Consider the following 26,958-nt stretch of genomic DNA (forward strand, 5'->3'; position numbering starts at 1 on the left):
CCAGCGGGAGTTCTGTCATGACATCTATTCTTCAACCTACGTCCAGCTCGACGAAGCTTTTCCCCCGACTGCTACAAGCGGTCGGGGGAGGGGGCCGCGACACGCGCCTTGTGGCGATGGTGTCCGCTCTTGCTTTGATATGGCTTTGCGCAAACATCCTTACCAACGGCGTATTCCTGTCACCGCGAAACCTGTTCAATCTCTCGCTGCAGGTCTCGGTCGTGGCCATCATGGCGTCGGGCATGATCCTGGTCATCGTGACGCGACATATCGACCTCTCGGTCGGATCTCAGGTCGGTTTTCTCGGGGTCCTCGGTGGTCTCGTGCAAAGCAACTGGCTCCCCGACAGCCCGCACGCCTGGTGGATCTCCTGCCTTGTCATGCTGGCGGGCGGTATGGTGATCGGTTTGATCCAGGGTGCACTTGTCGCCTACGCGCGCATACCCTCATTCGTCGTTACGCTGGGGGGACTGCTCTTTCTGCGCAATGCTGCTTATGAACTGAACGATGGCACGACGATCGCCCCTCTGAGCGCGACGTTCCAGAATCTCGGCGGGGGACAGAACGGGGTTCTCGGAGCCACCCTGAGCTGGGCGGCCGCCGGCGCGGTCACCGCCTATGTCGTCTTCACCCTTGTTCGCAGGTACCAGCGCAAAAAGTCCCTTGGCATACAGAATGCTTTAACGGCATCTGACATTGTTCCGGCGGCACTCTGGTGCGTTTGTGCATTCGGTCTGGTGGCAGTCATGAACAGCTACTATCGGCCTGGGACGACAGAGTCGATGGGATTGGCCGTGCCCGTTCTTATCCTGATCGCGGTGACAATGCTTATGACGGTAATCGCCAAAAAACACAGGTTTGGACGCCACGTGTTCGCTGTCGGCGGCGATCCACTCAGCGCGCGGTTGACGGGTATCAATACCCAACGCGTCGTCCTGAAAGTCTTCGTGCTGATGGGGTTCCTGTCTGGATTGGCCTCAATCGTTCTCACGGCCCGACTGAATGCCGCAGCGAGCGGAGCGGGCACGATGATGGAGCTCTATGTGATCGCGGCAGCAGTGATCGGTGGGACGTCGCTTGCCGGAGGAGCCGGTACAATTCTTGGCGGCTGCATTGGCGCCTTGATCATGCAAAGTCTTCAAAGCGCAATGGTCCTAATGGGGATTGCGAGCCCGCTGCAGAGCATGGTGCTTGCGGGCGTTCTCGTACTCGCCGTCTGGATCGATACAATGTGGCGCGAAAGGAGGCCATCATGACGACCCCGTTGCTCGAAGCCCGCAACGTCAACAAGGCATTTGGCGGCGTTCACGCAGTCGAGAATGTCAGTGTATCGCTCATGCCGGGCGAAGTCGTCGCGCTACTCGGCCATAATGGTGCTGGCAAATCCACCTTCATCAAGATGCTGTCGGGAGTCTTTCCCGCAGACAGCGGCGAGATCCTGATCGACGGCAAAACCGTTGATATCCGGTCTCCCCATGATGCACAGGAACTGGGGATCGAGACCATTCATCAGACGCTGGCGCTCGCCGATAATCTTGATGCGGTCTCTAACCTTTTCCTCGGTCGGGAGCAAACCGACCGCTTCGGTTTCCTCGACACGGAAGCGATGGAGCACGGAGCACGAAAGACGATCGAGCGCATGCGGTTGAGGATACCTTCTCTCAACGCGTCCGTCCGATCCATGTCCGGTGGTCAGCGGCAAGCGGTTGCGATCGCCCGCGCACTTCACTTCAACGCGCGTATTCTCATCATGGATGAACCCACTGCCGCCCTTGGACCCGAGGAAACGAAAAACGTCGGCATCTTGATTGAGGAACTCAAAAAGCAGGGTTTGGGTATTTTCCTCATCAGCCATGACATGCACGATGTCTTCGCGCTGTCGGACCGGATCACCGTGATGAAATCCGGACGCGTTGTTGGTTCCTATCCGACGCGAGACCTGACACAGGACGACGCGCTCGAAATGATCATCCTTGGCCGCAAGCCGGCTCGCTTTGCCGCGACCGCATGAGGGATACCAACCCGAGAATGGAAAGAAATATGACAGTCAAAGCACCAAACTTCAGTCTCGATGGGAAGGTTGCCCTCGTAACGGGCGCGGCGCGTGGCATAGGTCGCGCGATCGCACTCGCCTGCGCTGCCGCCGGGGCCGATGTGGTCATCGGCGTGCGAAGCGTGGAGGCGGTTGCCGATCTCGTTGCGGAACTGAAGACCACTGGCCGACGCGCTCTCGCCGTCACGATGGACATCTCAAACAGCGGTCAAATCGCCGAAGCGGTTGCCGAAGCTGTCGCGGCATTCGGAAAAATCGACGTGTTGGTCAATAACGTCGGCGTGGCGCCGGGAAATCTCGCGGAACTCGTCGACGAGAAAGCGCTTGACCAGATCCTCGATGTTAACATCAAAGGCACCTTCCTCGTCACGCAAACGGTTGCCCGGCATATGATCGAGCGGAAGAGCGGTCGCATTATCAACATCAGTTCACAGGCCGGGACCGTCACGCTTCGCGGTGAAGCCCTGTATTGCATGAGCAAGGCGGCTATCAACCACTTGAGCAGATGCCTGGCAGCCGAGTGGGCGCAATATGGCATTACGGTCAATACCGTCTCGCCAACGTTCATATGGACGGATTCGACCCGCCCGGTCCTTGCCGATCCGGATTTTTATGCACGTACCGTGGGCCGTATCCCGCTCGGGCGGATCGGTGATACCGATGATGTTGTCGGAGCCGTGGTCTACCTCGCATCCCCTGCCGCATCCCTTGTGACTGGCGCCAACCTGTTGGTGGACGGGGGATGGTCGATTGCATGACGATGTCCTTCGCTCAAACCTTTGCCTGCACGCTGGCATCTGCTAGTGCGTGGAGGTGTATTTTAAGCAATGATTCGAGTGCATTGCCGGTGCCTGACAACAGCTCCTGATCGACAATGCTGTCAGTGGGAGGAAACTTGACGACGAACAGTGTCTTGAGACACATGAATGCCGTGCGTTGTCTGCGCGTCCTGCGCAGAGACGTTCCTCTGTCGCGCGCAGATATTGCGCGCGAACTGAACGTGACGCGCGCGACCGTCGGCAATTCGATAAAGCAGCTTCTTGCAGAAAATCTCGTTATCGACCTCAACGAAAGCGCCGAGGCCAATGGAGCCGGGCGCCCCGGGGCTCTTGTATCGCTCAATCCGGCAGGCGCCTACTTTATCGGTCTCGATATTTCCTCGGCCGAGATCAACGCGGTTCTGATCGACTTTTCGATGCGTGTGGTTGCCAAGCGGATCGTGTCGATTGCCGACCGCTATCACGAGCCGAAGCGGGTGATCGAATTTCTCGCCGCCTTGCCGAAGGAACTGGTTGACGTATCAAAGGTCCGGGCATCGAGGGTGCGCGGGGTCTGTATTTCCGCGCCGGGTATCGTGCGCGACGGGAAAATCATTTCCGCCCCGTGGTTGAGCTGGCGAGACGTCGACGTCGTTTCAGCCATGTCGGAAGCGATGAAGCTCTCGCTGCCGCTTCAAATTTGCAATGACGCAGTGGCTCTTGCAAGCGCGGTCGCCGCCGACTCGTCGGAAAGCGATCTGAGCGACGTACTGCTGTTATTGCTTGCACAGGGTATTGGCAGCGCGCATTTGCGGCAGGGGCGGGTCGTCGAGGGCTCACACGGACTTGGAGGGGAAGTCGGGCACATGGTGATGGGTGGGCGGCCTCAAATGGCGGCCACACATACGTTCGAAATCCTCGCTGGCTACCAAAGATTTCTGCCCTTCATCGAGAATGGTGTCCCAATCCCGGAAGGTCTTGCCAAACTCGTGACCCGGGAAGGATCTCCGGCTCTCGACCAGGCTCTTGATGAATGGGCCTTGGGACTGGCAACCGGCATCCTTAACCTCATTCATATTCTCGACCCGAAAACGATCGTGCTGGGTGGGCCACTCGCCGTCCTTTACCCAAAGGTGGCAGAGCGCGTCGAGAGCCTCCTCTCCGAAAACCTCGTCCACGGCTTCAACGTCCCCCCTATCTCCGTTGCCCGGTTCGGTGGAGATGGAGCTGCCATTGGCGCGGCCGCTCTTCTTCGCGAGAGCCTCTTCGACCTTCCCGAACTGCCTGCCGTTTAATTCGACGCGGAACGCCAACGGGTTTGACTCCTTATTTGTATTTGTATAATACAAACGCAAATAGCCAGCCAGTGGAGGAACCAGATGCTGAAGCTAATCGACCCCATTCTCTCTCCGGAACTGCTTTACGCTCTCCGAGCGATGGGGCATCGGCACGATATTGCTATCGTCGATGCGAACTTCCCGTGCGATGCCGGCGATGATCGCCTCATCCGTCTCGACGGCGTTTCCGGGCCACGGGCGCTGGAAGCTATCCTCAACGTCTTTCCACTGGAAGAACAGGAACCGCATGTGGCATGGCGCATGATCGCTGAAGGCGATGCCGCCAAGATCCTGCCCGTTTTCGAAGATTACAGTGCCGGCCTTGAGAAAACGCAGGGCAGGGCGGTCGAACTCACCGCAGTCGAGCCGGATGAATTCAAGGACCGCGTCCGCGCCGCCCATACGGTCGTGGTCACTGGAGAGCGACGCTTCTATGGCAGTGTCATTCTGCGCAAAGGTGTCATTGCGCCCGAATAAATCGGAATCCACGCGGCAATCCAACGTCAGGTGTCATCTTGCCCGATCTTTTCGCCTCTTCTTTCGACGCCTTCCTTTTTGACATGGACGGAACGATCCTCAACTCTATTGCCGCTGCTGAACGGGTTTGGGGCGCTTGGGCTTGGAAGTTCGGGCTTGATCCAGAAGTGTTTCTACCCACGATCCATGGGCGCAGGGCCTTCGAAACAATCTCTTCCCTCGGCCTACCGGATGTCGATCCGCAGGCCGAGGCTGCCGCCATAACACAGGCGGAAATCGATGAAATCAAGGGTATAATTGCAATCGGCGGTGCGCAGCATTTTTTGAGCAGCCTCCCATCTCACCGATGGGCCGTCGTGACCTCTGCGCCATCCGCACTCGCCAAAAGACGGATTGAGGCGGCCGGATTGCCGACACCAGCGGTATTCGTAACAGCCGAGGACGTACAGCGGGGAAAGCCGGCGCCTGATTGCTTCATTCTGGCCGCCGAGCGCCTCTCAGTCGAACCCGCACGTTGTCTAGTCTTCGAAGACGCCGAAGTGGGAATTGCCGCCGCAACCGCGGCAGGTTGTCAGGTCTGCGTCATTACCGAGACGCATAAGCGGCGGATGAAGGTGAACCACCACCAGTTTGAGAATTACGAACGCATCAAACCGAGGCTCGTTAACGGGGCCTTGGGGCTACTGTCATTCTGATCATTGAGCGCGTCCGGCGTCTATTTTCGGGCGACCGAAGACAAGGTTTTCGTCTACGGACAACATCTGCTTGTGCAGCATTGATGCGCCGCCGATCGCAGGGCCTTCGCGACCGAGCGACGAGAGTTTTATTTCCGGGATCGGATGCCCGTCGAGGAGGTTGCGCGCCACTTTCTCGAGCGTCTCTTCACGGCAAAGGTCGAAAAGTGCTGCGACCGGTCCACCGAGCACGATCCGCGTGGGATTGAAAATGCTTGTCAGGGTCGCAATTCCTCTTCCAAGATAAAACGACCAATCCTTGAGTGTCGATAGAGCGCTTTTTTCCTGTCGCCTGGCCGCTTCCATGAAAGCAGGAATGTCATCTGCCGAGCCACCGTGAAAGCGGTAGCGCGCAAGCACAGCTTCGCGCCCGATGAAGCTCTCGAACGATCCCGAAACGGTTGCCAGTTCAACGAAGCCCTCGTCCCCCAGTATGATGTGGCCAAGCTCACCGGCATAGCCGTCCTGGCCCCGGAGAAGCTGACCGGAATTTACGATCGCCCCACCGACGCCGGCGTCCAGATAGATGTAGATCTCCGTCTCGCCGCGCTCATCCTTGGACTGGTAGATCTCGGCAATGGCGAAGGCGTTTGCATCGTTCTCGGCAATCAGCAGGGGAATTTCCGGCAAGCGCTGCTGTAATCGCTCCAGGATCGGTTCTTGCCGCCATCCCAAAATGGGCGCTCGCAAAACGGTGCCATTGCGATCGATGACACCCGGGGCGGTCAGGCATAGGCCGCGGATGCGATAATCATTGCCGAGCCTTTGCCTGATATTCTCAACGACATCCACTAACTTTTGCACCACGAGGTCGGGGCCCGCCTCAAGGAGGCTGAAGTCCGCCGTCGACTGTGCTATGACCGACGCCTCCATGTCGAGAGCGACGACGTTCATGCGACCGACGCCGATATCTGCACCTATGAACATCCCATAGTTTGGGTTGATACGAACAAACGTCCCGGGCCTGCCCGTGCCGGCGCTTTTGTCATCCTGTGAGTCGTCTTCCACCAGCAATCCTTCGTCAGCCAGGCTGGCAACGATGCTGCTTGCCGTCGAGCGAACCATGCCCAGCTCTTTGGCGATATTCGCGCGGCTAATCCGGCCATGGCGAAAAACAACATCCAGCGCCCTGACTTCATTAATGTGCCTTACGGCGCGCGGCATGGACATTGGTGTTCTCCAATAAAATCAGACTCACAAAAAGAGATGTACAATCAAGGAAGTGACGAGCGCATTCAAGCCCATGGCCAGTCCTGAGAAAAGACCCGCCACCGGGTCGACCGAATAGGCACGGGCGGTGCCAATTCCGTGCGATGCAAGCCCTACGGAGAACCCTCTCGCACTATAATCGCGTATCTTCATCGCGTTCATCAGCGGGGTCACGACGACGGCGCCAGTAATGCCGGCCATGATGACGACGGCCGCGGTCAAGGCCGGATCGCCGTGCAAACCAGACGAGATAGCCATGGCGACCGCCGCCGTGACAGATTTTGGAGCGAGAGAAGCGATGACCGTCTGATCGAAGCCGAAGAAGCGGCCCAAATAAATCGTGGAAGTCACCGCCGTCAGGCTTCCGGCAAACAGCGCCACGACCATCGGAATAAGATTGGCCCTGACAAGACAGAGCTTTTCATAAAGCGGTATCCCAAGCGCCACGGTTGCCGGCCCCAGCAGAAAATGAATGAACTGCGCGCCGGCGAAATAGGTCTGGTATCGAATGTGGAAGACAGAAAGCATGCATGCGATCGTCACGACCGACAGCAGGACCGGATTGACAAGAGGATTGGCGGGAAGCGCGCGTGCGATCTTGAGCGCGATTATCCAGACAAACAGTGTTACGGAAAGCCAAGAGAGCGGGGACGCTGCAAGGTAGACCCACAAGCCTTCATCCATGGCTTGTCCCCCCAATCAGCCGCTTGATCGCCAGATAGCACCACACGGTGACGATCAGCGTCGCAACTGTTGAGACGGATATCGTCACGAAAAGCGTCAGGCCTCGTTCGGCAAGGAGGTCCAAATGCTGGATGATTCCGACGCCGGCTGGAACAAACAGGACTCCAAAATTTGCCAATAGTGCATGAGATGCGGAGACGGTCGGCTGCATCAGCCTGCCGATCGGAGTTCTCTTCGATGCTGTCAGCGCGCCAAATATCAACGCCATGCCTATAACTGGCCCGGGTACGAGGCCATGGAGGTAATAGGCGATGCCTTCGCCAACGAGCTGAAATATCAGCAGAAGCGTAATCCCAACGAGCATTGTTCGGCTCCACAACAAACTCCCTTGACTCATAAACCTTAATATGTTTGTTTTCAATCGAAACAAACGAGAGGGTTGTCGTTTGTCTGAGATCCGGCGTGGTGCCGGTTGGTTGGAGGAGGACTACATGCGTTTATCGTTCAAAATAATGGCCCTGACGGCTGCACTGAGCGCCTCGGTCAGCGGCCATGCGTTTGCGGCTGAAAGCGTCGAGGTGTTGCACTGGTGGACATCGGGCGGAGAGGCTGCAGCTGTGGGCGTTCTCAAGGACGATCTGCAGAAGAATGGCGTCAGTTGGCAGGATATGCCGGTCGCCGGGGGCGGCGGTGAAGCTGCAACAACTACTCTCAAAGCGCGAGTCGCCGCCGGCAATCCCCCGACGGCTGCTCAGCTTCTCGGAATGGCCGTTAACGAGTGGTCCGAGCAGGGTCTTCTCGGTGACTTGACCTCGGTTGCCCAAAAAGAGGGATGGGACAAGGTCGTCCCGGATCAGATCAAGCAGTTCGCTGTTCATGATGGGAAGTGGCAGGCCGTTCCAGTTAACATACATCGGCCCAACTGGCTCTGGATCAACGCTAAAGTTTTCAAGGACAACGGGCTGGAGCCACCGAAAACCTGGGACGAGTTCAACGCGGTTGCCGAAAAGCTCAAAGCCAAGGGTATTACGCCCCTGGCGCATGGCGGACAGCCGTGGCAGGACGCGACGATCTTTGACGACGTGGTTCTCGGGCTCGGCGGGCCGGACTTCTACAAGAAAGCCATCATCGAGCTGGATGAGGCCGCGCTCGGCTCGGACACGATGGTCAAGGTCTTCGACCAAATGCGCAAGATCCGCGGTTATGTCGATCCGAACTTTTCCGGCCGCGACTGGAACCTTGCAACGGGAATGGTGCTCAAGGGCGACGCAGCGATGCAGCTTATGGGCGACTGGGCCAAGGGCGAAATCGTCAAGGCCGGCATGAAACCCGGCGTCGATATCCTCTGCGTTACCGCACCAGGCACCGAGGGCTCGTTCCTTTTCAACACGGATTTTCTCGCGATGTTCCCGGTCGGCGCAGACAAGGTCGATGCACAGACCAAGCTTGCATCGAGCGTCATGTCGCCTGAATTTCAGCAAGCCTTCAATCTCGTGAAAGGATCGATCCCAGCGCGTTCCGACGTGTCGGGCGACAAGTTCGATGTCTGCGCTCAGAAATCCATGGCCGACCTGAAGACGGCCGAGAAGGCCAGCACCCTGATGGGGTCGCTTGCTCACGGCCACGCTGAACCCGCGTCGATCCAGCGTGCGATCTTCGACGTCGTGACCCAGCATTTCAACTCGGACATGTCGTCCAAGGATGCCGTGTCTGCGCTGATCAGCTCCATCCAGGCTGCGAAGTAACCAGTTCCTCCCTGCCCCTGCCGTCGAGAGGCGGCGGGGGTATCCTGAAGCGAGGTTGCGCACCCGTCCGACCACGGGAGGCCGACCTGTTGATTCCGAGCCAGCAGATGTCCTTTTCAAAACGCCTTGGCAAGGTAATGCCAGCTATCGTCCTGTCGCCATCGTTGGCGGTCATCACGGTCTGCGTCTATGGCTTCATCGCCTACACTGCGCTGTTATCCTTCACCGGATCAAAGATGTTCGCCAACTTCACTTTCGTTGGGTGGCGACAGTATGGAAGACTTTTTGAAAACCCCCGATGGATCACGGCCATTGAAAACATGGCGATCTTTGGGTGCCTCTATATCATTGGAGCGACCTGCCTTGGCCTGTTCATCGCCATCCTGATTGATCAGCGTATCCGCTTCGAGGGTGTGTTTCGGGCGGTCTTCCTTTACCCGATGGCGCTCTCATTCGTGGTTACGGGCGTCATCTGGCAGTGGCTGTTGAACCCTGGCCTCGGCTTGGAGCACATGATGCGCGAGCTTGGCTGGGAGTCCTTTTCGTTTCAGTGGCTGATCGAGCCCGACCGCGCGATCTACACGATCGTCATCGCCGGCGTCTGGCAGGTGACCGGTTTCGTCATGGCGCTTTTCCTGGCCGGCCTTCGCGGGATAGATACCGAGATTCTTCGGGCTGCCCGCATAGACGGGGCCCCCATACACAAAGTATACACGCGCATCATCATTCCAGCCCTTCGGCCAGCCTTCCTCACGGTTTTCGTGATCGAGGCGCATCTCGCCATCAAGAGCTACGACCTTGTCGTCGCGCTCACGAAGGGTGGTCCTGGCGTGTCCACCGAACTTCCATCGACGTTCATGTATTCGATGACATTCACGCGTAACGAGCTCGCGGTCGGCGCGGCCAGCGCGACCGTCATGCTCGTTACTCTGGCAAGCATCATCATCCCCTATCTTTATTCGGAGCTGCGCAATGAGCCTGCGACTTGATGCGGAAAGCGCCGCAATCCTATCGAAGGGCACCGACATAAAAGTGACCCGTATTCTCGGCCGGAGCTTTATCTATGGATGCCTGATTATCGCAGCCGCGGTTTTCCTGGCGCCCCTTGTTTCCATGATCTTCACGTCCCTGAAAAGCATGGACGAAATTCGGTCCGGCAATATTCTGTCGTTTCCGAAAACGATCACGTTCCAAGCATGGAAGCACGTCTGGGATTCAGCATGCATCGGGGTTACCTGCGGGGGGCTAAAGGGCTACTTCGGCAATTCCTTCCTGATTGTCATACCGGCCACACTGCTGTCGGTGGGCTTCGGAGCACTGAACGGATACATTTTCGCAAATAGGCGGTTTAGGGGCGACAATATCCTCTTCGGCCTCGTCCTGTTCGGCTGCTTTATCCCACTACAGATCGTACTAATCCCGATGGCCAGCCTCCTCGGGCAATTGAAACTCGCCGGCACGATACCGGGTCTCGTTCTCGTTCACGTCGTTTACGGAATTTGCTTCACGACGATGTTCTTCAGAAACTATTTCGTGACCGTGCCGGCGGAGATTTTCAAGGCGGCACGTATCGACGGGGCCGGGTTCTGGGCCGTGTTCTTCCGGATACTACTGCCGATCTCCTGGCCGATCGTGATGGTGTCCATCATCTGGCAGTTCACGGGGGTCTGGAATGACTTTCTGTTCGGGGTTTCGTTCGCAGCCGGCTCCAGTCAACCGGTGACGGTCGCTCTGAACAACCTGGTCAATACATCAACAGGCACCAAAGCTTACAACGAAGACATGGCCGCCGCGATGATCGCCGCGCTGCCCACCATAATTATTTACGTGGCGGCAGGGCGGTACTTCCTTCGTGGCCTGATGGCCGGTGCAGTGAAGGGATAACGACGATGGCCAACCTGGCGATCAATCACATCAACAAAAGCTTCGGTAGCCTGACGGTTCTGAAGGACATCAACATCTCCATTGAAGACAGGGAGTTCCTTGTCCTTGTCGGTCCTTCAGGCTGCGGAAAATCGACCCTGCTCTCCATCATTGCGGGACTGGACGAGCACACATCGGGCTCGATCACCATCGATGGTAAATCTGTTCAGGGCCTTGAACCGAAGGAAAGAGACATTGCGATGGTGTTTCAATCCTATGCGCTCTACCCTGCAATGACAGTCGAACAGAACATCGGCTTTTCGCTGGAGATGAGCAAGATGCCGAAAGCCGAAAGGGTGGAGCGCGTCGGCAAGGTGGCAGATCTGCTGCAGATCCGCCACTTGCTCAAGCGGCGTCCAGGCCAGCTCTCGGGCGGGCAGCGTCAGCGTGTTGCCATGGGACGAGCGCTGGTTCGCGAGCCGAAGATCTTTCTCTTCGACGAGCCGCTATCAAACCTCGATGCGAAGTTGCGTGTGGAAATGCGCACCGAGATCAAGAAACTGCACCAGCGACTCGGGGCAACCATCGTCTACGTCACACACGACCAGATCGAGGCCATGACGATGGCGACCCGCATCGCCGTGATGAAGGACGGTATTCTGCAGCAGTTCGGTACGCCCGAAGACATCTACGATCGGCCCGCAAACGTGTTCGTCGCGACCTTCATGGGTTCGCCGCCGATGAACCTCCTCCCCGCCGTAGTCACTTCCGGCTCCCAGAGCCTCTCCATTAAAGGTGCGGATACGACTTTGCCGGTCCCCATGTCAGTCATCGACATGCCTGCCCCCGGCAGGGAGGTGCTTCTGGGCCTCAGGCCGGAATGGATTTCACTGGCGACGGACGGCAATTCCTCCAATCCAAGACTGACGCTGCATGTGGATGTCATCGAGCCCACTGGCCCGGATGTGTTCGTGGCCCTGCGCACCGGTGAGCGCGAAATCATGTCGCGCCTGCCCACGGGCACTCCAGTCCGGATCGGAGAGAAATCATCCTTCGCACTCGACCTTTCAAAGGCAGTTCTCTTCGACGCCGAGACCGGCGTCGCTCTCTAACCACTAACTTCCCAAGGACTTACCAATGCCAGCAAAACAGGAAAGACGCCTTCGCGTCGGCGTACTCGGGGCCGGTCAGATTGCCCAGGCAGCGCATTTCGAAGCCTGCACGAAGGCCGCAAACGCCGATCTCTATGCTATCTGCGATGTCGCTGACGATCTGCGCGAGCGCATGGTGATCACCCACGGCGCGCAAAAATCATACAACGACTACGACAAGATGCTGGCTGATCCGGATCTCGATGCCGTCATCATCGCCACGGCCGATGCCTTCCACGTTCCAGCTTCGATTCGAGCACTGGAAGCGGGCAAGCACGTCTTGTGTGAAAAGCCGGTCGGCGTCACCGTCGAGGAATGCGTCGAGCTGAAGGCCGCCGTCGAAAAATCCGGCAAGACCTTCCAGGTCGGCCACATGAAGCGCTTTGACGCAGGTCTGCAGGCTGCCAAATCGTTCATCCGTGACGGGATGGGCGATCTGATTGCGCTGAAGGCTTGGTATTGCGACAATACGCACCGCTACCCAATGACGGATGCCGTGCAGCCGCTGATCGTGACCAGCGCGCATGCCAAGCGTCCTTCCACGAACCCCAAGGCTGATCTTCGTCGCTACTATATGCTGGCTCATGGCTGCCACCTGATCGATACCGCGCGCTATTTCGCCGGCGATATCGTCTCTGTGAACGCCCGGCTTTCCGAGCGCTCCGGCATCTGGTGCTGGTTCGTTGATGTTGAGTTTGCCTCCGGCACTCTTGGCCATCTCGATCTGACGGTTCAGGTACGCATGGACTGGCACGAAGGGTTCCAGATCTATGGCAAGAACGGCAGCATTCTCGGAAAGACGTACAACCCGTGGTATTATAAGTCGAGCGAGGTCGATATCTTCCGCGAGGCAGATGGAGCGACCCACCGCGTTCTCGGCGCCGACGGGCACTTCTACCGCCGCCAGGTCGAAGGCTTCGCACGCACCATTCTCGACGGTGCACCGATGGAAGGTGCCGACATCACCGACGGGTTGGCCTCGGTCCAGGCTATGGTTGCGATCGCCCGCTCCGCTGAAAGCGGGAAGCCTGCTGCACTTGCCGACGTCACGGGTGGCCTGTGATGAAGCTCGGGATATTTGCAAAGACCTTTGATGGCAACGATCCCGAAACGGTCCTCAAGGCTGTCGCGGCGGCCGGGTTCGTCTGCGCACAATACAATATGGCCTGTTCCGGCCTGCCATCCATGCCGGAAGTGATTCCTGCGGCACAGGCCAGAGCGGTAAGCGATGCAGCAGACGCTACCGGCGTGGACGTTGTCGCTGTGTCGGGCACCTACAACATGATCCATCCCGACCCGGCCATTCGCGCCGCCGGTCACGCTAAGCTTGAGATCATTGCCCGCAATTGTGCGGGCATGTCGACCGGGCTCATCACGCTGTGCACCGGCACGCGCGATCCTGTCGACCAGTGGAAGGAGCATCCGGATAACAATACGCCAGAAGCATGGCGCGATCTCTTGGAAGCCATGGAAACGGCGGTTGGTATCGCCGACCGCTACGACGTCGATCTCGGCATCGAACCGGAGCTTGCGAATGTTGTAAATTCGGCGGCGAAGGCTCGCCGGCTCATTGACGAAGTAAAGAGCCCGCGCATCAAGGTCGTGCTCGACCCGGCCAACCTCTTCGAGATCACAAGTATTGAAGAGCAGCGCGCTCTCGTATCGGACGCCATTGACCTTCTCGCGGATCGCATCGTCATGGCCCATGCAAAGGATCGCAATCCGGACGGCAGCTTCGCGACGGCCGGCAAGGGAGTGCTAGACTACGGCCATTACCTCGGCCGCCTTAAAAGCATCGGCTTTGAAGGCAGCCTGATCACCCACGGTCTGTCGGCAGGCGAAGCGCCCGGCGTCTCGACTTTTCTGAAAAATCATCTGCAGGACGGAGTGGCCACATGAGCACGGCCATCGGCACGTTCGAAACCTCTGACGGCACGTTGCTGAATGTCGACTTAACTGGCGAAGGGCAGACCGTCGTCTTTCAGCACGGCCTTTGCGGCGATGCTGGCCAGACGCGCGAAGCTTTTCCGACCGAGCCGGGGCTGCGCCGGATTACGGTGGAGGCGAGGGGCCACGGCCGCTCACAGCCGGCCAGGCTCGACAAGCTGTCGATCGAGACGTTCGCGGACGACATTGCAATATACATCGAACGCAATCTGCAGGCGCCCGTGGTGATCGGCGGCATTTCTATGGGGGCGGCAATCGCGTTGCGACTTGCGGTCAAACGGCCCGATCTCATCAATGGGCTCGTGGTTGCTCGACCTGCGTGGGCTATTGAGGCTGGCCCGGAAAACATGGCGCCGAATGCCGAAGTGGGCAGGCTGTTAAAAACCATGTCGCCTGAGGAAGCAAAGGTCGCCTTCCTCGACGGTTCGATCGGACGCCGCCTGGCAACGGACGCCCCTGACAATCTGGAGTCGCTTGCCGGTTTCTTTTCACGGGATCCGATCCAGGTGACCGCGGCACTCCTGAGCGCGATTTCCAGCGACGGGCCAGGGGTGACAGAAGCTGAGGTTCGCAACCTTGATGTTCCAACGCTGGTGATCGGTCATGAGAAGGACCTGATTCACCCGCTCACCCACGCGCAAACCCTGGCCCGCATCATACCCGGTGCACGCCTCGTTCAAATCACGCCCAAAGTGGAAAACCGGGTGAAGTATGTTGCCGACTTCCGGCTTGCGATGGGCAATTTCCTGAAGAGCCTGAGACATGAGCAAGCCTGACAAAAACTGGATTGCCAGCCTGCCGAGAGACCGGCTGATCGCGGAGTTCTCCGTGTGGTCAGCTGATCTCGTACGGCTTGCCGATGATCTCGCGCGTGTGGAACCGTTCGTCGACATCCTGCATATCGATGTCGCCGATGGTCACTTCGCGCCTGCGATGCTCTTCTTTCCTGATCTGGTCGCGGGCGTGCGCAAGGTTACCTCTCGTCCGATCCATGTTCATCTAATGGTCGCCGACAATGTACTGCTGCCGCAGATCGAACAATTCGTCGATGCCGGCAGTGATCTCATCAGCATTCATGTTGAGAACGAAGCGGTGGCTGATGCAGCGATCGATCTTCTGGACCGGCGCGGCGTTGCATCCGGCATGGTGCTGCGGGTCGAGACCCCCGTGGACCGTATCGCCAAATATGTCCCACGCCTGGATTTCGTGACGCTGCTCGGAACGGCCATCGGCGTAAAAGGGCAGGGGCTCGACGAAAGGGCTGGTACGCGACTTGAGGAAGCTGGCCGGATCATCGCGGCCAGCGGCGCGGCGCACCGCATCGTCCTTGCCGCTGATGGCGGTATCCGTGAGCATACGGTACCGCTGCTGCGCCGGGCAGGCGCGGAGACGGTCGTTCTCGGCTCTTTGGCTTTCAATGCTCCATCGCTTGAAGAGCGGATGGCGTGGCTACGCGCACTCTAACGCACGGTATGAACATGCATCAGATCGCTATCGGGATAGACTTAGGGGGAACGCAGGTGCGCGCGGCCCTCATCGACAAGCACGGCACGATCGTTGCGCGCATGGAGGAGCCGACCGAGGCCCAGGCGGGTCCCGAGCGAGTTCTTTCGCAAATTCACGGCCTGACCGAAAAGCTGCTGGCCGCGACCAAGTCTTCCGTGGTCGTTGGCATTGGCGTGTCGACGCCGGGTCCGATCGACACCGTCAGCGGCATTGCGAAAGATATTCCGACCCTCTCAGGCTTTGCGGATTTCCCGTTGAAAGCGGAATTGCAAAGGCGCTTTGCCTTTCCCGTAAGCCTCGAGAACGACGGCATTGCCGCAGCCATCGGAGAATGGCAATTCGGGGCGGGCCGAGGGCTCGAAAATCTTGTTTACGTTACTGTGAGCACGGGCATCGGCGGGGGTGTCGTCGCGGACGGCCGCGTGGTGCGCGGCCGCAAGGGCATGGCCGCGCACATCGGCCACATGTCGGTCGAGCCTAACGGCGCGCTGTGCCCCTGTGGCAATCACGGCTGTTTCGAAGCCTATGGTTCCGGCACGGCATTCACCCTGCGCGCCAGGACGCGCGCCATCGGCTGCGAGGAGACGACGCTGGGAAAGAACGGTAGCGAGATCCACGCGCGCGATGTCTTCGCGGCGGCGCGGAACGGCGACGCCCTTGCCAAGCGACTGATTGACGAGGAGGCGGAGATCCTCGGGCGCGGTTTTACCAGCCTGATCCACATCTTCAGCCCCGACGCCGTCGTCATGGGTGGCGGGATCTCGCACGAGTTCGAACGCCTCCAGCCCGGCATCCAGGCCTACATCGGCCAATGGGCAATGCCGGCCTTTAAGGATGTAAAGGTCGTGCGTGCCGCTCTGGGTCAGAATTCTGGTCTTGTAGGCTCGGCCGCGCTTGCCTTTCTGGCGAAACGCTTCGCGGCGGATACCTTCGCGCTTGCTGCGCACCATTGAAAGTAAAAAGGAAAAGATGTGCTGACAATTAAAAGATTGAGCCTGGCCGACGCCCGCGTTCTGATCGAGGGTGCCCGCGGCCGCGCGGAAGAAATCGGGGTGCCGATGTGCATCGCTGTGACGGATGAATCCGGGCAATTGATCGCATTCGAACGCATGGACGGCGGCAAGATAACCAGCACTATCATCGCACAGGACAAGGCTTACACGGCCGCCGGCGCCAAGCGAACGACAGAGAGCTATGGAGAAGCGAGCCTGCCAGGCAAACCGGCCTATGGCATCAACTCGGCCATCGGCGGACGGCTGCTGGTCGTGGCGGGCGGCATCCCCGTCATCGTCGACGGTCAAGTCGTCGGCGCCGTTGGCGTGAGTTCCGGCACGCCCGCCCAGGACAGCGATTGCGCGCAGGCGGGAATCGACCTTTTCCTGCGCGGCGCCAGCGCCTGAAGTGCCAGCCGCTTTGAATAAACGATACCTTATCATGTGCTTATGCCATTAACTTATCCCGTCCGAAGTTCGATTCCTTTCAAGAGCGCTACGAAAAACCAACCATTCAGGTGCGCCAAGTAGGCAACAGACGCGAACAGGCCGAAACGTCGAGCTCGGCCACCGAGCTCTGCGATCCTCCTACGAAAGGCCCTCCTGCCAGGCCTGGTAGACGGTCCTGATGCTGGGTCGAAAACCCAGGCTGCGGGCGAGGGACGTATCGACATGCAGGTACCAGGGATTTGGGAGAGGCTCGCAACTGGAGTCCAAGCGCTTCCCCGCCATGCCCGCGAGTTCGTAGATGGAGGAGGGCGCCTCGTCGGCCAAGTTCACGATGCGCCGATCGAAATCACCTTTGAGCGCCAGCGTGACTGCCTGGGCGATGTCACGATGGTGGATCGTGCTCATGCGTTGCGCCGGATGCCAGGTGCTGACGTGCTTGGGAAGAGATTGGAGATGTCCGTCACCGTCGCCATAGACGAAGGGGAAGCGAAGGATGGACCAGTTCAACCCGCTTTCGCGCAGTTCCCTTTCCGCGGCAACCTTGCTTGCGGGATAGGCGTGCTGTGGATCGACCGGGTCGTCTTCCCTTCCCGGATGCGGATTGTCCTTGTTGTAGACATGGCTGGTGCTCGACATGATGAAACGCGCGTCGGGAGCGTGGGTCTTTACCGCAGCGATCAAGTTGCGTGTCCCATCGAGGTTGCTCTTCCAGATGAGATCGGTGTCTTGTGTGCGAAACACGGCGGCGAGGTGCACGATTGCGGAAACCCCTTGGACGGCGTTCGCCAGGGTTGAAGGGTCGAGAATATCGCCCGTCACGGCTTCTGTTCCCTGAGGGCAGTCCTTGCCCGCCCGGAGCAGGGCTCGGCAAGCATATCCGGTCTCCACCAACCGCGGCAGAAGCCGCTCGCCAACGAGCCCGGTGGCTCCGGTGATCAATAAGGTCATTTGCCTAGTCCTTTCGCAACAGGGCCTGTAGTCGTTCGGTCGCTGATTTGAGGACGCGGATTGTCGTGGCCAGATCGGCCTCGTCGATCCCGCCGAAGGCGGCGTCGTGAATGAAAGAAAGATCAGGGATTCTGCGCCACAGCGCCTCACCTGTGGCTGTCAGCTTCAGTAGACGTTGACGCTGATCGCCTCCATCCGCGGTCTGCGCGACCAAATCCTTGCGGACGAGTGTGGCAATAATCCCGCTCAAGGTCGCGCGTTCAAGTTCAAGTGCGCGGCCGAGGTCTCGTTGGACGGACGGGCCGTTGTTGACGAGATACCAGAGGACATACCATTGCGTGGACCCCAGATCGAAAGGCCGCAGACGCTCGTCCATGAGGGCTCGGCCCGCGAAGTAACACCGCTTCGTCCACGCGCCCACGGAGAGGTCTTTGGTGTCCGCCTGATCATGCATGAAAACGGCCCGTTTATTTCGTTCGCTACCATACGATAATCGCAAGGTAGCGAACGAATGTCAAGGCTCGACGCCATCGAATTGGGATGAAGCGATCTCAAGGAGTCGGGCCAGAGAGCTGGACAGCCGTCTCAGACATAAGCGACGCGATCAGGCCGGCAATGACTGTGATGACGACGACGTCGCTGGGGCGTTATCGCCACCGCTTCACATGCTCGACGAGCGCCCGAAGTTTCGGAGGAAGATTTCGCCGGCTGGGGTAATAAAGAAAGAAGCCGGCAAACGGAGGGCAATAGTCCTGAAGGAGAGGGACCAACTGACCGGATGCGACATAGGGTTTGAACGTGTCTTCCATACCGAAGGTGATGCCGCCGCCGGCACAGGCTGTGCGGATCATAAGCCACATATCATTGGTGGTGATCTGCGGGTCGACAGCCACGTCAAACTCGCGCCCGTCTTCGCCGAATTCCCAACGATAGGGTGCGCTGTGTGGCGCTGGACGCCAGCCGATGCACCGATGCGTTGACAGTTCCGAAGGATGTTTGGGCCTGCCGAAACGTTCGATGTAGGACGGCGCGGCGAAGGCGCCCTGGCGCTGGTCACCCGAGACTGGAACGGCAAACATATCCTGATCGATGACCTCGCCCAACCGCACCCCCGCGTCGTAGCCTTCCGCGACGATGTCGAATTCCTCGTCCGTGACCGTCACGTCGATCTGAACTGAGGGAAAGGCATCCGCAAAACGCGCCAGAAGCGGCCCCGAAATGAACTGCTCGGCGATGGACGACACTGCCAGCCTCAACAGTCCGCTCGGTGCGCTGTCGCGGTCCGCCGTCGCGTCGAGCGCCAGTCCGACTTCGGAAATCGCCGGCGCCACCCGGTGATACAGTTGTTCGCCGGCCTCCGTGAGACTGACACTGCGCGTCGTGCGCCGCACGAGCGCGACGCCCAGCCGATCTTCAAGACGTCGGACAGCCTGGCTGACCGCTGGTCGAGTGACGCCCAGATTCTCCGCGGCCACGCGGAAGCTGCGCGCTTCGGCGACAGCCAGGAAAACGGAAATGCCATTCAGATCGATCGCCATTGGTTAGATAGATTTACCAGAGTGGTCATCATTGGGCAAATTGTCCGATCTCATCGAGGCGCCTACCTTAGATCACACGAGTTAGGACGCGAGGCCTGTCGACGGTGCACGCAGCTTCAGTGCCAGTCGATGGCTCTCATCAAGCTCTCAGCAGCCAGGAAAGGACTGTACCATGACCATTCTTCCGACACGCCAGCGGGTCGCCGGCGCTCGCCGAACGGCTCTGATCACAGTGGCATTGCTGTCGCTCGCTCTGCCGGGCACAGCCATTGCAAACGCCACGCCAACGCAGGTGCAAGCTGCGGACAGTGCGGCTGTCGAGCAACGGAACAGGGCGATAGTCGAAGCCGCCTTCGAAAAATGGCGCGGGGGCACCTATGTCTTCGGGGAGCTCCTCGCTCCCGACGTCATCTGGACGATCCATGGTTCCGGGCCGGTCGCCGGCACCTATCGTAACCAGAAGGACTTCATCGAGAAGGCCTCGCGTCCACTGACCAGCCGGCTCGCGACCCCGATCGCGCCGGAGGTGCACAACATCTTTGCGAACGGGGACACGGTCGTCATCCGCTTCGACGGAACCGCGACCACGACGTCGGGCGCACCTTATCGCAATCAGTTCGTCTGGATACTCAAGATGAAGGACGGCCTCGTCGTCAATGCGGAAGCCTTCCTTGACCTCGTCGCCTATCAGCGGGTTGTCGACAACAACGCCCCCCGTTCCCAATGACCTGTGCCTGCGGTTTCGGCAGAACTGAGTGTCTGCCGAACCGACACCGCGCGCCCGCGCGCGATTTCCTCCAAACCGAGAATAGTACCACTTAACGGAGCCGACAATGCGACAGCCATTTGCAGCACTCATCACAGCGGCCAGCCTTTCGGTTCAGCCAGCAGAAGCACAGGAGACCAATTTGCAGCCGAACCATCCATATGCCGGCATGTGGGTCACCGACGACAATCGTGTTCGCCATGAACTTCTGCCGAGCGGACGCTATGTCGAGGCGCGCGGTCAGCGTGAGCGAGCCTATGAGGGCCGCTATGAAGTCGACGGGACGCATATCGAGTACTGGGACGACACGGGTTTCACTGCCGACGGCGATTTCGTCGATGCCAACACACTGCACCATGGCGGCATGATCTTGCGTCGCAAGCCGGCGACGCCATGACAGACTGGACGAGCTTCCGCGATGCGGAAACGGTTCACACCGATGGATTGCCGCAGGTCTTTCTGAATCCATCTGACGGGGCAGACGCCATGCATCGCCGCCCCATCATCGTGACCTGTCCACCTCTCGCAGGAGGTCGATGAAGGCCCGTAATGGAGACGGCACGTGTCGGCTGCGCGGGTAATAGAGCGCCAGCCCCGGTATCGGCGGGCACCAGTCATCAAGTACAGTGAGCAACTGGCCGGACGCCAGAAACGGTCGCGCGAAATGGTCGGGCACATAGGCGATACCGCGCCCGTCCACCGCCGCCTGCACGAGAAGATCATTGTCGTCGAGGGTGAGGTTGCCCGGGACGTCGATCGCCACTTCGGCGCCGCGCTTTGAGAACTCCCAGCGATAACGCTTTCCGCTCGGCAGACGTTGGCGGATGCAGCAATGGGCGTCAAGGTCGTCGGGCGTATGCGGTGTTGCTCTGCCCTCGAGGTACGACGGCGCTGCCACGGCGATGAAACGGACGGCGCCTCCGAACTTCACTGCGACCATATCTTTCGGGACGGTTTCCAGCAGACGGACGCCCGCGTCGAAACCCTGTTCCACGATATCGACGAGCCGACCTTCCGACACCAGATCGAGCTCGACATCTGGATAAAGATCCAAGAAGCGCGGCACCACGTCTGCGAGCAGGATGCGGGCACCGCTTTTGTTCGCATTAATCCTAAGTGTGCCGCTTGGAGTACCGCGCTCCTCCGAGAGCGTGTCGAGCGCCTGATCGAGTTCCTGAAGAACGGGGTCGAGGCGCGCCAGCAGACGAGCTCCGGTTTGGGTTAGCGATACACTCCGTGTCGTCCGATTGAAGAGGCGGACGTCCAGTTTTGCTTCTAATCCGATGATCGTGTGGCTGAGGGCGGAGCGCGAAACACCTATGACATCGGCCGCCCTGCGGAAGCTCTGATGATTGGCCACCGCTGCAAAGGCGGCAAGGTCGTTCAGACTAGGGCGTATCATTCGTGATTTATCCTCACCACTTCATCTCAAATTGGCATCCTTATATCACCAATCCTGCGGGTTTACATTCGGCGATGAACAACGAGGGAAATTCAATGACAAAGACATGGTTTATCACTGGCGCTTCCTCCGGGCTCGGTCTCAAGATGACGCAACAGTTGCTCGCCCAGGGAACACTGTGATCGCAACGGTTCGCCGCCCAGGAACGCTGACGCAACTTGAGCAGGAATATCGCGGGCGCCTGGATACCGTTCAGCTTGATCTGATCGAGCCGGAGAGCATTGGCTCGGCCGTCGAAGGAGTCTTCAAGCGGCATGACCGCATAGACGTGATCGTCAGCAACGCGGGCTACGGCCTGTTCGGTGCTGCGGAAGAGCTCACGAATGAAGAGATCGACCGGCAGATCGCCACCAATCTTACCGGATCCATTCATCTGATCCGTGCTGCACTGCCCCTTCTTCGAAAGCAAGGCGGCGGGCGGATCGTACAGGTCTCGTCCGAAGGTGGGCAGATCGCGTATCCCGGCTTCAGCCTCTATCACGCGACCAAGTGGGGCATCGAGGGTTTTGTCGAAGCCGTGGCGCAGGAGGTGGCGCCTTTTGGCATCGATTTCATCATCGCTGAGCCCGGGCCGACGGGCACGAATTTCGGAGCCAATCTCGTTCAGGCCATACCGTTGGATGCCTATGCTGAAACGGCCGCCGGCGCCGTTCGCCGGGCGATCAGCGACGGAAGCTTCGAGATCAAGGGGGATGCGGCGCGCACCGTGTCCGCGATCCTCTCGGCCGCCGAGAGCGAGACGCCGCCGTTGCGGCTGGCGCTGGGCAGCACGGCCTATTCGTCTATCTCAAGGGCGCTTTCCGCACGCCTTTCCGCTCTTGAGGCGCAGCGAGAGGTGGCGAATTTCGCCGACAGGCAGGACCTGTGAACCGCAGCGGTCCAGAACCAAAGACTTCGAGAACAGGAAAGAAGAAAAAATGTCCATTCGACCAGCTATATTGGCTCTCGCCTTTAGCATCTCGTCTTCTGCTTTCGCGCAGGCAGCCGCTGAAAATCAGGTCGTCGGCACCTGGCGCATGATGTCGGCGACGATCGACCCCGGCGGAAAGAATATCGCCGCCTATGGAGAGAAACCCAACGGTCTTCTTGTCTTCACACCCGACATGCACTTCGTGGAAGTCCTGACCGACGCCGAGATCCCGCGGTTTGCATCCAATGCCCGCGGCGAGGGGACGGACGATGAAAACCGCATGGCCATGTCACGCAGCATCGGGTTCTTCGGCACATACACCGTTGATGAGAAGGGAGAATTCAGCGGCAACCGGGTCGAAGGCGCTACATTTCCGAACTGGGTTGGCAGCGTGCGAACGCGTGATGATCTGAGAATGGTCGTTGAAGGCGACCGGATGACCGAACAGTTCCGCAGGCCGGAGGGCACTCAAATCAGGATTGAATGGCAGCGCGTCGAATGAGGGTCGGAGGCTGGCTGCTGTAATGTTCAGACCTTCGGATATGCGCCGTCAGTCATTCGCCTCCCAGCCGTAGCCTTTCATGTAACCGAGAAAAGCACGCATGGCCGCGCTCGGGAGACGGCGGCTGGGGTAGTATAGAAACCAGTGCGGCAATGTGGGGCTCTGGTCGGAGAGAAGCTCCACCAGCCGGCCGGTTTGAATATGCGGTTTGGCGTAATCATCGAAGACATGGGCTATTCCTCTGCCCGCCAGCGCAGCTTGCAGTTCATTGTGTGCGGAGCTGACCGTCAAGCGGCCGGTTGGAGTGACTTCGATCTCTTCGCTTCCCTCGGCAAACCGCCAGTTGACGAGCGTGCCCCCAGGGAAACGACGTTTGATACAATCGTGATCGACGAGGTCGTGCGGCGTCTGGGGCTCTCCGCACCTCTTTATGTAGTCGGGCGAAGCGACGATTGCATAACGAAGCGCGGGTCCGAGCGGCAGCGCGATCATGTCCTGGGCGAGCTGCTTGCCGAACCTGACGCCGGCATCGAAACCCTGTTCGACGATATCGATGACGGCCGCATCGCTGATGATCTCGATCTTCACCTCGGGGTAAACATCCATGAAGTCGAATACGAGCGGACAAAGAAAATGATCGACGGCCGGTGCCGGCGCGTTGATTCTGAGGGTTCCGGATGGGCTATCGCGCAAGTCGTCGACCTCTGCGATGGCGAGCCTGATGTCGCTCAACGCGGGTGCCAGGCGCTCAAGAAGGCGCTGTCCCGCCTCCGTTGGGAATACGCTCCTCGTCGTTCTATTGAGGAGCCGGATGCCCAACGCCTCTTCCAGGCCATTCATCGTTTGGCTCAAGGCCGATGATGAGACCCCTCGCTCATGTGCGGCTGCGCGGAAACCTCCACAGCGCACGATGGCCACGAACACATCGAAGCTGTCCAGGCGAATAGGGTCCATTGCGAAGTTTTTCTAATCAAGGTGATAAACTTAACGCAGGTTATCAGATCAATGGCCCCATGTCATGGTTGATGCCGAGTTCAACGGTGCTCGAGGTTTGCTTTCACAGTCAATTCGACTCGTGCGAAGCGCTGAAGCAACCGAGCGCCCACACGGAGGAAAACCTGATGAGTGCCTTTACCCTCAACAGACGTGCCATCATGCTGTCCGCTGTCGCCGGCGCATCGACCATGTTCATCCCAAACCTGGGTAGCTCCGGCAGCGCTACCGCCCAGGCGGCGTCTTCGGCGGCCGGCAATGCTGGTTATTACCGTTTCCGCGTCGGCGAAATTAACGCGACTGTCGTGAGCGATGGTGTGATTGGTGGACCGCCCCGCGTTTATGCAAGCGACGCGCCGGAAGCCGAGCTTCAGGAGGTGCTGCGCCAAGCATTTCTGCCGACCGACCACATGACGCTCAATCTCAACACGCTGCTGATTGAAACCGGCGGCCGGCGGATCCTGATCGAGGCTGGCGCCGGCAAAACCATGGGCCCGAATGGCGGCCGGATCGTCGATAATCTCGCGGCGATCGGTCTCAGTCCTGCCGACATCGACGTGATCGTCGTCTCCCACACCCACCCCGACCATGTCGGCAACTTGAGAACCGCAGACGGCGGCAAGGCCTTTCCCCGCGCTACTGTCTTCGTCCCGAAGGCCGACTGGGATTTCTTCGTGCGCACCGATCCGGATCTCTCCTACATGCCCGTGCCGGAGGAATTCCGCATGCGCTTCGCGGCAAACATCAAGAACAGCCTCGAGCCGTTCATGAATGAAGTCGAGCTTTACGAAGCGGGCGCCGAGATCGTGCCGGGTCTGACGACGCTCGTGGCATCCGGCCATACGCCGGGCATGGCGACCTTCCTCGTCCACTCCGGGAACGATCAATTGCTGCTGACGGCGGATCTTGCCTACCACCCTGTTGTCAACGTCGATAAGCCCTGGCTTCCGGGCCCGGACCGCGACAAGGAGACCGCGCTCTCCTCCCGCAGGCGCATCTTCGATAGGGCTGCCACCGAGCGCATGCCCGTCCTTGGATTCCACTATCCGTTTCCCGGCCTCGGCCGGATGCTGAAGACCGATGGCGGCTACGCCTGGGTCCCAGCCGGCTGGCAGTTCTGACTCTCGAAATAGGAGACATCCCATGGACCAGCCGAATATCAACAGACGTGGCTTCCTGGGCACGATGGGTGCCGCGGCGACAGGGTTGGCTCTCGCTACCCACGCTGCGGCCCAGACCCAGGGAGCGAATGCGGCGTTGTCAGCTTCTGGAGCAAATCCGGGTGTACTGACTCGTACCTTGCCACGCACTGGCGAAAGAGTCACGGCTCTGGGCCTCGGCACCTTCCTGACATTCGACCTGAAGCCCGGTGACCGCCGCGACGCCCTGCGTCAGGTCTTCGAGCGCTACGTCGCTGCAGGCGGTCGCGTGGTCGACACATCACCTCTCTACGGCTCGGCCGAAGTCAGCGTAGGCCAGTTCATGGGCGAGTTTGATGGATCCGACGAGATGTTCCTCGCCAACAAGGTTTGGTCGACGGGAGAATATCTCGGAGACGAAAGCCACGCCGTTGAAAGTTTTCGCCAGTCACGGATGCGGACATGGCGCGCCACGATCAATCTCATGCAGTGCCACAGCATCACCAATGCGCCAGTTGTCATTCCGCTAATGAAGGCATGGAAGAAGGAAGGGCTGATACGCCACGTTGGGGTGACCCATCACGAATCGGCGGCGCAGGACCAGTTATTGGCGATCGTCCAACGCGACGATGTCGACTTCATTCAGACAAATTATTCGATCTTCAACCGTGATGCCGAGCGCCGCCTGTTGCCGGCCGCCGCCGACAAGGGCGTCGGCGTCCTCATCAATCTGCCGCTTGAAAAGGCGCGGCTGATGAAGGTGGTCGAGGGACATCCGCTTCCCGGCTTCGCAGCCGAGTTCGGTGCGATGAGCTGGGCGCAGTTCTTCCTGAAATGGGTCATGGCGCATCCGGCCGTCACGAGCGTACTCTGCGGCACATCTAACCCCGACCACATGAGCGACAATGTCCAGGCGATGACGGGGCCGCTACCTGACGAGCGCATGCGCGCCCGCATGGTCGCACATATGGAATCGATTCCTGACTTCGGGTCCATCGGCACGATGCCGTGGTATCCCGGCAAAGAGAATATGTACTCCGGCCTGATCCGAGAGGCGCAGGCCAACGCCGCGCAGCGCCTGCAGTAACGGCGCGTCGATGAACCCGCCATCACACTGGGAGACCGGACTTGCCCTCCACCAGACGCTCGCTTCTGACGGCCTTTCTGACGCTGCCTCTCATCGAGGCAACAAGAGTGAGGGCATTTGCGCAGGCCGCTCCAGAGCTGCCGCTCACCCCCGCATGTGACGACGGAGACGAACCGACCCTCGAACAGGAAGCCGGTCCCTTCTTCAGGCCGAACTCGCCGCTCAATCGGGATCTCTACCCGGATGCGCCAGGAGGTGAGCGAATAACCGTCGTCGGTTTCGTGTTTGACAATCGTTGCCGGCCGCTTGGGGGCAGCCTTGTCGAAATCTGGCACGCGGACGAAAACGGCGACTATGACAGCGTGGGCTTCCGCTTGCGCGGACACCAGTTCACCGACACCCAGGGGCGGTGGTGGTTCAACACAATCGTGCCGGCGCTTTATCCCGGTCGGACGCGCCATTTTCATTTCAAGGTTCAACGCCCGGGTGGACGCGTTCTCACCACCCAACTCTATTTTCCCGGAGAGCCCAGAAATGCCGGAGACATGTTGTTTGACGAGGCGCTGCTCCTCGACATCAAGCAAACCGGTGACGGACGGTTCGGGCGATTTGATTTCGTAGTGTGACGAAAATAGTATCAGAGCGCGCGGCTGCTGTACCCAGCTGCGAAACGTCATTGCATCCGCGAGCTTCGAGCCATATCGGGG

30 protein-coding genes and 1 pseudogene are annotated in these 26,958 nt (G+C 59.3%); 23 read left to right on the forward strand and 8 right to left on the reverse strand.

Features of this window, described 5'->3' with window-relative positions:
* Positions 1-17: 17 nt before the first annotated feature.
* The 6 genes from JNB85_RS08110 to JNB85_RS08135 all read left to right on the forward strand — a co-directional run bounded on the left by JNB85_RS08110 (position 18) and on the right by JNB85_RS08135 (position 5,320).
* A complete protein-coding gene (locus JNB85_RS08110) occupies positions 18-1,256 on the forward strand; it encodes a sugar ABC transporter permease (protein ID WP_220333834.1) in 1,239 nt (412 codons plus the stop codon).
* Positions 1,253-2,011, forward strand: coding sequence for an ATP-binding cassette domain-containing protein (locus tag JNB85_RS08115; protein WP_220333835.1), 759 nt, complete (start codon positions 1,253-1,255; stop codon positions 2,009-2,011). The genes JNB85_RS08110 and JNB85_RS08115 overlap by 4 nt, the downstream gene beginning before the upstream one ends.
* Before the next feature lie 29 nt (positions 2,012-2,040).
* Positions 2,041-2,811, forward strand: a complete 771-nt coding sequence (locus JNB85_RS08120) for an SDR family NAD(P)-dependent oxidoreductase (protein ID WP_220333836.1) — start codon at positions 2,041-2,043, stop codon at positions 2,809-2,811.
* Between the two features lie 137 nt (positions 2,812-2,948).
* Complete coding sequence (locus JNB85_RS08125; RefSeq protein ID WP_220333837.1) at positions 2,949-4,106, forward strand: ROK family transcriptional regulator; 1,158 nt, start codon at positions 2,949-2,951, stop codon at positions 4,104-4,106.
* Between the two features lie 84 nt (positions 4,107-4,190).
* Entirely contained in the window at positions 4,191-4,625 is a 435-nt protein-coding gene (locus JNB85_RS08130) for an RbsD/FucU family protein (RefSeq protein ID WP_220333838.1), read from the forward strand.
* Between the two features lie 38 nt (positions 4,626-4,663).
* Complete coding sequence (locus JNB85_RS08135; RefSeq protein ID WP_262928175.1) at positions 4,664-5,320, forward strand: HAD-IA family hydrolase; 657 nt, start codon at positions 4,664-4,666, stop codon at positions 5,318-5,320.
* On the opposite strand, the gene JNB85_RS08140 is transcribed toward JNB85_RS08135, so the two are convergent.
* From JNB85_RS08140 to JNB85_RS08150, 3 genes are read right to left on the reverse strand one after another with little or no spacing between them, the layout of a single operon-like run.
* The gene (locus JNB85_RS08140) at positions 5,321-6,529 is read right to left on the reverse strand and encodes an ROK family transcriptional regulator (RefSeq protein ID WP_220333839.1); all 1,209 of its coding nucleotides are present in this window, start codon (positions 6,527-6,529) and stop codon (positions 5,321-5,323) included.
* Positions 6,530-6,553: 24 nt separating this feature from the next.
* Complete coding sequence (locus JNB85_RS08145; protein WP_220333840.1) at positions 6,554-7,252, reverse strand: LrgB family protein; 699 nt, start codon at positions 7,250-7,252, stop codon at positions 6,554-6,556.
* Positions 7,245-7,616 carry a CidA/LrgA family protein gene (locus JNB85_RS08150; RefSeq protein WP_220333841.1) on the reverse strand — a complete coding sequence of 124 codons (372 nt, stop codon included), beginning with the start codon at positions 7,614-7,616 and terminating at the stop codon, positions 7,245-7,247. The genes JNB85_RS08145 and JNB85_RS08150 overlap by 8 nt, the downstream gene beginning before the upstream one ends.
* Before the next feature lie 127 nt (positions 7,617-7,743).
* On the opposite strand from JNB85_RS08150, the gene JNB85_RS08155 reads away from it, so the two are divergent.
* The 10 genes from JNB85_RS08155 (at position 7,744) to JNB85_RS08200 (ending at position 16,864) form a co-directional block, all read left to right on the forward strand.
* Positions 7,744-8,997, forward strand: coding sequence for an ABC transporter substrate-binding protein (locus tag JNB85_RS08155; protein WP_220333842.1), 1,254 nt, complete (start codon positions 7,744-7,746; stop codon positions 8,995-8,997).
* A 107-nt stretch (positions 8,998-9,104) separates the two neighbouring features.
* On the forward strand, positions 9,105-9,986 hold the full coding sequence (locus JNB85_RS08160; RefSeq protein ID WP_220333843.1) for a carbohydrate ABC transporter permease: 882 nt from the start codon (positions 9,105-9,107) through the stop codon (positions 9,984-9,986).
* Complete coding sequence (locus JNB85_RS08165; protein ID WP_220333844.1) at positions 9,970-10,881, forward strand: carbohydrate ABC transporter permease; 912 nt, start codon at positions 9,970-9,972, stop codon at positions 10,879-10,881. Before JNB85_RS08160 ends, JNB85_RS08165 begins: the two co-directional genes overlap by 17 nt.
* A gap of 5 nt (positions 10,882-10,886) precedes the next feature.
* Positions 10,887-11,972, forward strand: coding sequence for an ABC transporter ATP-binding protein (locus JNB85_RS08170; protein ID WP_220333845.1), 1,086 nt, complete (start codon positions 10,887-10,889; stop codon positions 11,970-11,972).
* A 25-nt stretch (positions 11,973-11,997) separates the two neighbouring features.
* The gene (locus JNB85_RS08175; RefSeq protein ID WP_220333846.1) at positions 11,998-13,074 is read left to right on the forward strand and encodes a Gfo/Idh/MocA family protein; all 1,077 of its coding nucleotides are present in this window, start codon (positions 11,998-12,000) and stop codon (positions 13,072-13,074) included.
* Positions 13,074-13,910, forward strand: a complete 837-nt coding sequence (locus tag JNB85_RS08180; RefSeq protein ID WP_220333847.1) for a sugar phosphate isomerase/epimerase family protein — start codon at positions 13,074-13,076, stop codon at positions 13,908-13,910. The genes JNB85_RS08175 and JNB85_RS08180 overlap by 1 nt, the downstream gene beginning before the upstream one ends.
* Positions 13,907-14,734 carry an alpha/beta fold hydrolase gene (locus tag JNB85_RS08185; RefSeq protein WP_220333848.1) on the forward strand — a complete coding sequence of 276 codons (828 nt, stop codon included), beginning with the start codon at positions 13,907-13,909 and terminating at the stop codon, positions 14,732-14,734. Before JNB85_RS08180 ends, JNB85_RS08185 begins: the two co-directional genes overlap by 4 nt.
* Complete coding sequence (locus tag JNB85_RS08190; RefSeq protein WP_220333849.1) at positions 14,721-15,422, forward strand: ribulose-phosphate 3-epimerase; 702 nt, start codon at positions 14,721-14,723, stop codon at positions 15,420-15,422. The genes JNB85_RS08185 and JNB85_RS08190 overlap by 14 nt, the downstream gene beginning before the upstream one ends.
* 14 nt (positions 15,423-15,436) lie before the next feature.
* Positions 15,437-16,417, forward strand: coding sequence for an ROK family protein (locus JNB85_RS08195; RefSeq protein WP_220334345.1), 981 nt, complete (start codon positions 15,437-15,439; stop codon positions 16,415-16,417).
* An 18-nt stretch (positions 16,418-16,435) separates the two neighbouring features.
* On the forward strand, positions 16,436-16,864 hold the full coding sequence (locus tag JNB85_RS08200) for a GlcG/HbpS family heme-binding protein (protein WP_220333850.1): 429 nt from the start codon (positions 16,436-16,438) through the stop codon (positions 16,862-16,864).
* A gap of 180 nt (positions 16,865-17,044) precedes the next feature.
* Here the strand turns inward: JNB85_RS08200 and JNB85_RS08205 are convergent, their stop codons facing one another.
* The 3 genes from JNB85_RS08205 to JNB85_RS08215 all read right to left on the reverse strand — a co-directional run bounded on the left by JNB85_RS08205 (position 17,045) and on the right by JNB85_RS08215 (position 19,392).
* On the reverse strand, positions 17,045-17,854 hold the full coding sequence (locus JNB85_RS08205) for an NAD-dependent epimerase/dehydratase family protein (RefSeq protein ID WP_220333851.1): 810 nt from the start codon (positions 17,852-17,854) through the stop codon (positions 17,045-17,047).
* A 4-nt stretch (positions 17,855-17,858) separates the two neighbouring features.
* A complete protein-coding gene (locus tag JNB85_RS08210; RefSeq protein ID WP_223216456.1) occupies positions 17,859-18,230 on the reverse strand; it encodes a MarR family winged helix-turn-helix transcriptional regulator in 372 nt (123 codons plus the stop codon).
* Positions 18,231-18,501: 271 nt separating this feature from the next.
* A complete protein-coding gene (locus JNB85_RS08215) occupies positions 18,502-19,392 on the reverse strand; it encodes a LysR family transcriptional regulator (RefSeq protein WP_220333853.1) in 891 nt (296 codons plus the stop codon).
* A 172-nt stretch (positions 19,393-19,564) separates the two neighbouring features.
* Here JNB85_RS08215 and JNB85_RS08220 point away from each other — a divergent pair, with 172 nt between their 5' ends.
* Positions 19,565-20,119, forward strand: coding sequence for a nuclear transport factor 2 family protein (locus JNB85_RS08220; protein WP_220333854.1), 555 nt, complete (start codon positions 19,565-19,567; stop codon positions 20,117-20,119).
* A 106-nt stretch (positions 20,120-20,225) separates the two neighbouring features.
* Positions 20,226-20,555: an Atu4866 domain-containing protein gene (locus JNB85_RS08225; protein ID WP_220333855.1), complete on the forward strand. Its 330-nt coding sequence runs from the start codon at positions 20,226-20,228 to the stop codon at positions 20,553-20,555.
* Positions 20,556-20,660: 105 nt separating this feature from the next.
* Here JNB85_RS08225 and JNB85_RS08230 read toward each other — a convergent pair whose 3' ends face one another.
* Positions 20,661-21,560, reverse strand: coding sequence for a LysR family transcriptional regulator (locus tag JNB85_RS08230; RefSeq protein ID WP_220333856.1), 900 nt, complete (start codon positions 21,558-21,560; stop codon positions 20,661-20,663).
* 95 nt (positions 21,561-21,655) lie between these two features.
* Here JNB85_RS08230 and JNB85_RS08235 point away from each other — a divergent pair.
* Together JNB85_RS08235 and JNB85_RS08240 are read left to right on the forward strand one after the other, a co-directional pair.
* A pseudogene (locus JNB85_RS08235) lies at positions 21,656-22,488 on the forward strand (SDR family oxidoreductase).
* Positions 22,489-22,537: 49 nt separating this feature from the next.
* Complete coding sequence (locus JNB85_RS08240) at positions 22,538-23,032, forward strand: lipocalin-like domain-containing protein (protein ID WP_220333857.1); 495 nt, start codon at positions 22,538-22,540, stop codon at positions 23,030-23,032.
* A 48-nt stretch (positions 23,033-23,080) separates the two neighbouring features.
* Here the strand turns inward: JNB85_RS08240 and JNB85_RS08245 are convergent, their stop codons facing one another.
* Complete coding sequence (locus JNB85_RS08245) at positions 23,081-23,986, reverse strand: LysR family transcriptional regulator (RefSeq protein ID WP_220333858.1); 906 nt, start codon at positions 23,984-23,986, stop codon at positions 23,081-23,083.
* Positions 23,987-24,153: 167 nt separating this feature from the next.
* Between JNB85_RS08245 and JNB85_RS08250 the strand changes: the two genes are divergently transcribed.
* Genes JNB85_RS08250 through JNB85_RS08260 form a run of 3 tightly spaced genes read left to right on the forward strand, consistent with a single transcriptional unit; the run spans position 24,154 to position 26,877 of the window.
* Positions 24,154-25,146: an MBL fold metallo-hydrolase gene (locus tag JNB85_RS08250; RefSeq protein WP_220333859.1), complete on the forward strand. Its 993-nt coding sequence runs from the start codon at positions 24,154-24,156 to the stop codon at positions 25,144-25,146.
* A 22-nt stretch (positions 25,147-25,168) separates the two neighbouring features.
* The gene (locus tag JNB85_RS08255) at positions 25,169-26,251 is read left to right on the forward strand and encodes an aldo/keto reductase (RefSeq protein WP_220333860.1); all 1,083 of its coding nucleotides are present in this window, start codon (positions 25,169-25,171) and stop codon (positions 26,249-26,251) included.
* Positions 26,252-26,292: 41 nt separating this feature from the next.
* Positions 26,293-26,877 carry a dioxygenase family protein gene (locus JNB85_RS08260; protein ID WP_220333861.1) on the forward strand — a complete coding sequence of 195 codons (585 nt, stop codon included), beginning with the start codon at positions 26,293-26,295 and terminating at the stop codon, positions 26,875-26,877.
* Positions 26,878-26,958: the final 81 nt, after the last annotated feature.

This window comes from Rhizobium mesosinicum, assembly GCF_019511345.1.
GTDB lineage: Bacteria > Pseudomonadota > Alphaproteobacteria > Rhizobiales > Rhizobiaceae > Rhizobium > Rhizobium mesosinicum.

Bases quoted from the DNA above. Each gene is read 5' to 3' on its own strand.
- JNB85_RS08110 (WP_220333834.1), top strand. From the start codon at position 18: ATGACATCTATTCTTCAACCTACGTCCAGCTCGACGAAGCTTTTCCCC.
- JNB85_RS08115 (WP_220333835.1), top strand. From the start codon at position 1,253: ATGACGACCCCGTTGCTCGAAGCCCGCAACGTCAACAAGGCATTTGGC.
- JNB85_RS08120 (WP_220333836.1), top strand. From the start codon at position 2,041: ATGACAGTCAAAGCACCAAACTTCAGTCTCGATGGGAAGGTTGCCCTC.
- JNB85_RS08130 (WP_220333838.1), top strand. From the start codon at position 4,191: ATGCTGAAGCTAATCGACCCCATTCTCTCTCCGGAACTGCTTTACGCT.
- JNB85_RS08140 (WP_220333839.1), bottom strand. From the start codon at position 6,529: ATGTCCATGCCGCGCGCCGTAAGGCACATTAATGAAGTCAGGGCGCTG.
- JNB85_RS08145 (WP_220333840.1), bottom strand. From the start codon at position 7,252: ATGGATGAAGGCTTGTGGGTCTACCTTGCAGCGTCCCCGCTCTCTTGG.
- JNB85_RS08150 (WP_220333841.1), bottom strand. From the start codon at position 7,616: ATGCTCGTTGGGATTACGCTTCTGCTGATATTTCAGCTCGTTGGCGAA.
- JNB85_RS08155 (WP_220333842.1), top strand. From the start codon at position 7,744: ATGCGTTTATCGTTCAAAATAATGGCCCTGACGGCTGCACTGAGCGCC.
- JNB85_RS08160 (WP_220333843.1), top strand. From the start codon at position 9,105: ATGTCCTTTTCAAAACGCCTTGGCAAGGTAATGCCAGCTATCGTCCTG.
- JNB85_RS08165 (WP_220333844.1), top strand. From the start codon at position 9,970: ATGAGCCTGCGACTTGATGCGGAAAGCGCCGCAATCCTATCGAAGGGC.
- JNB85_RS08170 (WP_220333845.1), top strand. From the start codon at position 10,887: ATGGCCAACCTGGCGATCAATCACATCAACAAAAGCTTCGGTAGCCTG.
- JNB85_RS08175 (WP_220333846.1), top strand. From the start codon at position 11,998: ATGCCAGCAAAACAGGAAAGACGCCTTCGCGTCGGCGTACTCGGGGCC.
- JNB85_RS08180 (WP_220333847.1), top strand. From the start codon at position 13,074: ATGAAGCTCGGGATATTTGCAAAGACCTTTGATGGCAACGATCCCGAA.
- JNB85_RS08185 (WP_220333848.1), top strand. From the start codon at position 13,907: ATGAGCACGGCCATCGGCACGTTCGAAACCTCTGACGGCACGTTGCTG.
- JNB85_RS08190 (WP_220333849.1), top strand. From the start codon at position 14,721: ATGAGCAAGCCTGACAAAAACTGGATTGCCAGCCTGCCGAGAGACCGG.
- JNB85_RS08195 (WP_220334345.1), top strand. From the start codon at position 15,437: ATGCATCAGATCGCTATCGGGATAGACTTAGGGGGAACGCAGGTGCGC.
- JNB85_RS08205 (WP_220333851.1), bottom strand. From the start codon at position 17,854: ATGACCTTATTGATCACCGGAGCCACCGGGCTCGTTGGCGAGCGGCTT.
- JNB85_RS08210 (WP_223216456.1), bottom strand. From the start codon at position 18,230: ATGGACGAGCGTCTGCGGCCTTTCGATCTGGGGTCCACGCAATGGTAT.
- JNB85_RS08215 (WP_220333853.1), bottom strand. From the start codon at position 19,392: ATGGCGATCGATCTGAATGGCATTTCCGTTTTCCTGGCTGTCGCCGAA.
- JNB85_RS08220 (WP_220333854.1), top strand. From the start codon at position 19,565: ATGACCATTCTTCCGACACGCCAGCGGGTCGCCGGCGCTCGCCGAACG.
- JNB85_RS08225 (WP_220333855.1), top strand. From the start codon at position 20,226: ATGCGACAGCCATTTGCAGCACTCATCACAGCGGCCAGCCTTTCGGTT.
- JNB85_RS08230 (WP_220333856.1), bottom strand. From the start codon at position 21,560: ATGATACGCCCTAGTCTGAACGACCTTGCCGCCTTTGCAGCGGTGGCC.
- JNB85_RS08240 (WP_220333857.1), top strand. From the start codon at position 22,538: ATGTCCATTCGACCAGCTATATTGGCTCTCGCCTTTAGCATCTCGTCT.
- JNB85_RS08245 (WP_220333858.1), bottom strand. From the start codon at position 23,986: ATGGACCCTATTCGCCTGGACAGCTTCGATGTGTTCGTGGCCATCGTG.
- JNB85_RS08250 (WP_220333859.1), top strand. From the start codon at position 24,154: ATGAGTGCCTTTACCCTCAACAGACGTGCCATCATGCTGTCCGCTGTC.
- JNB85_RS08255 (WP_220333860.1), top strand. From the start codon at position 25,169: ATGGACCAGCCGAATATCAACAGACGTGGCTTCCTGGGCACGATGGGT.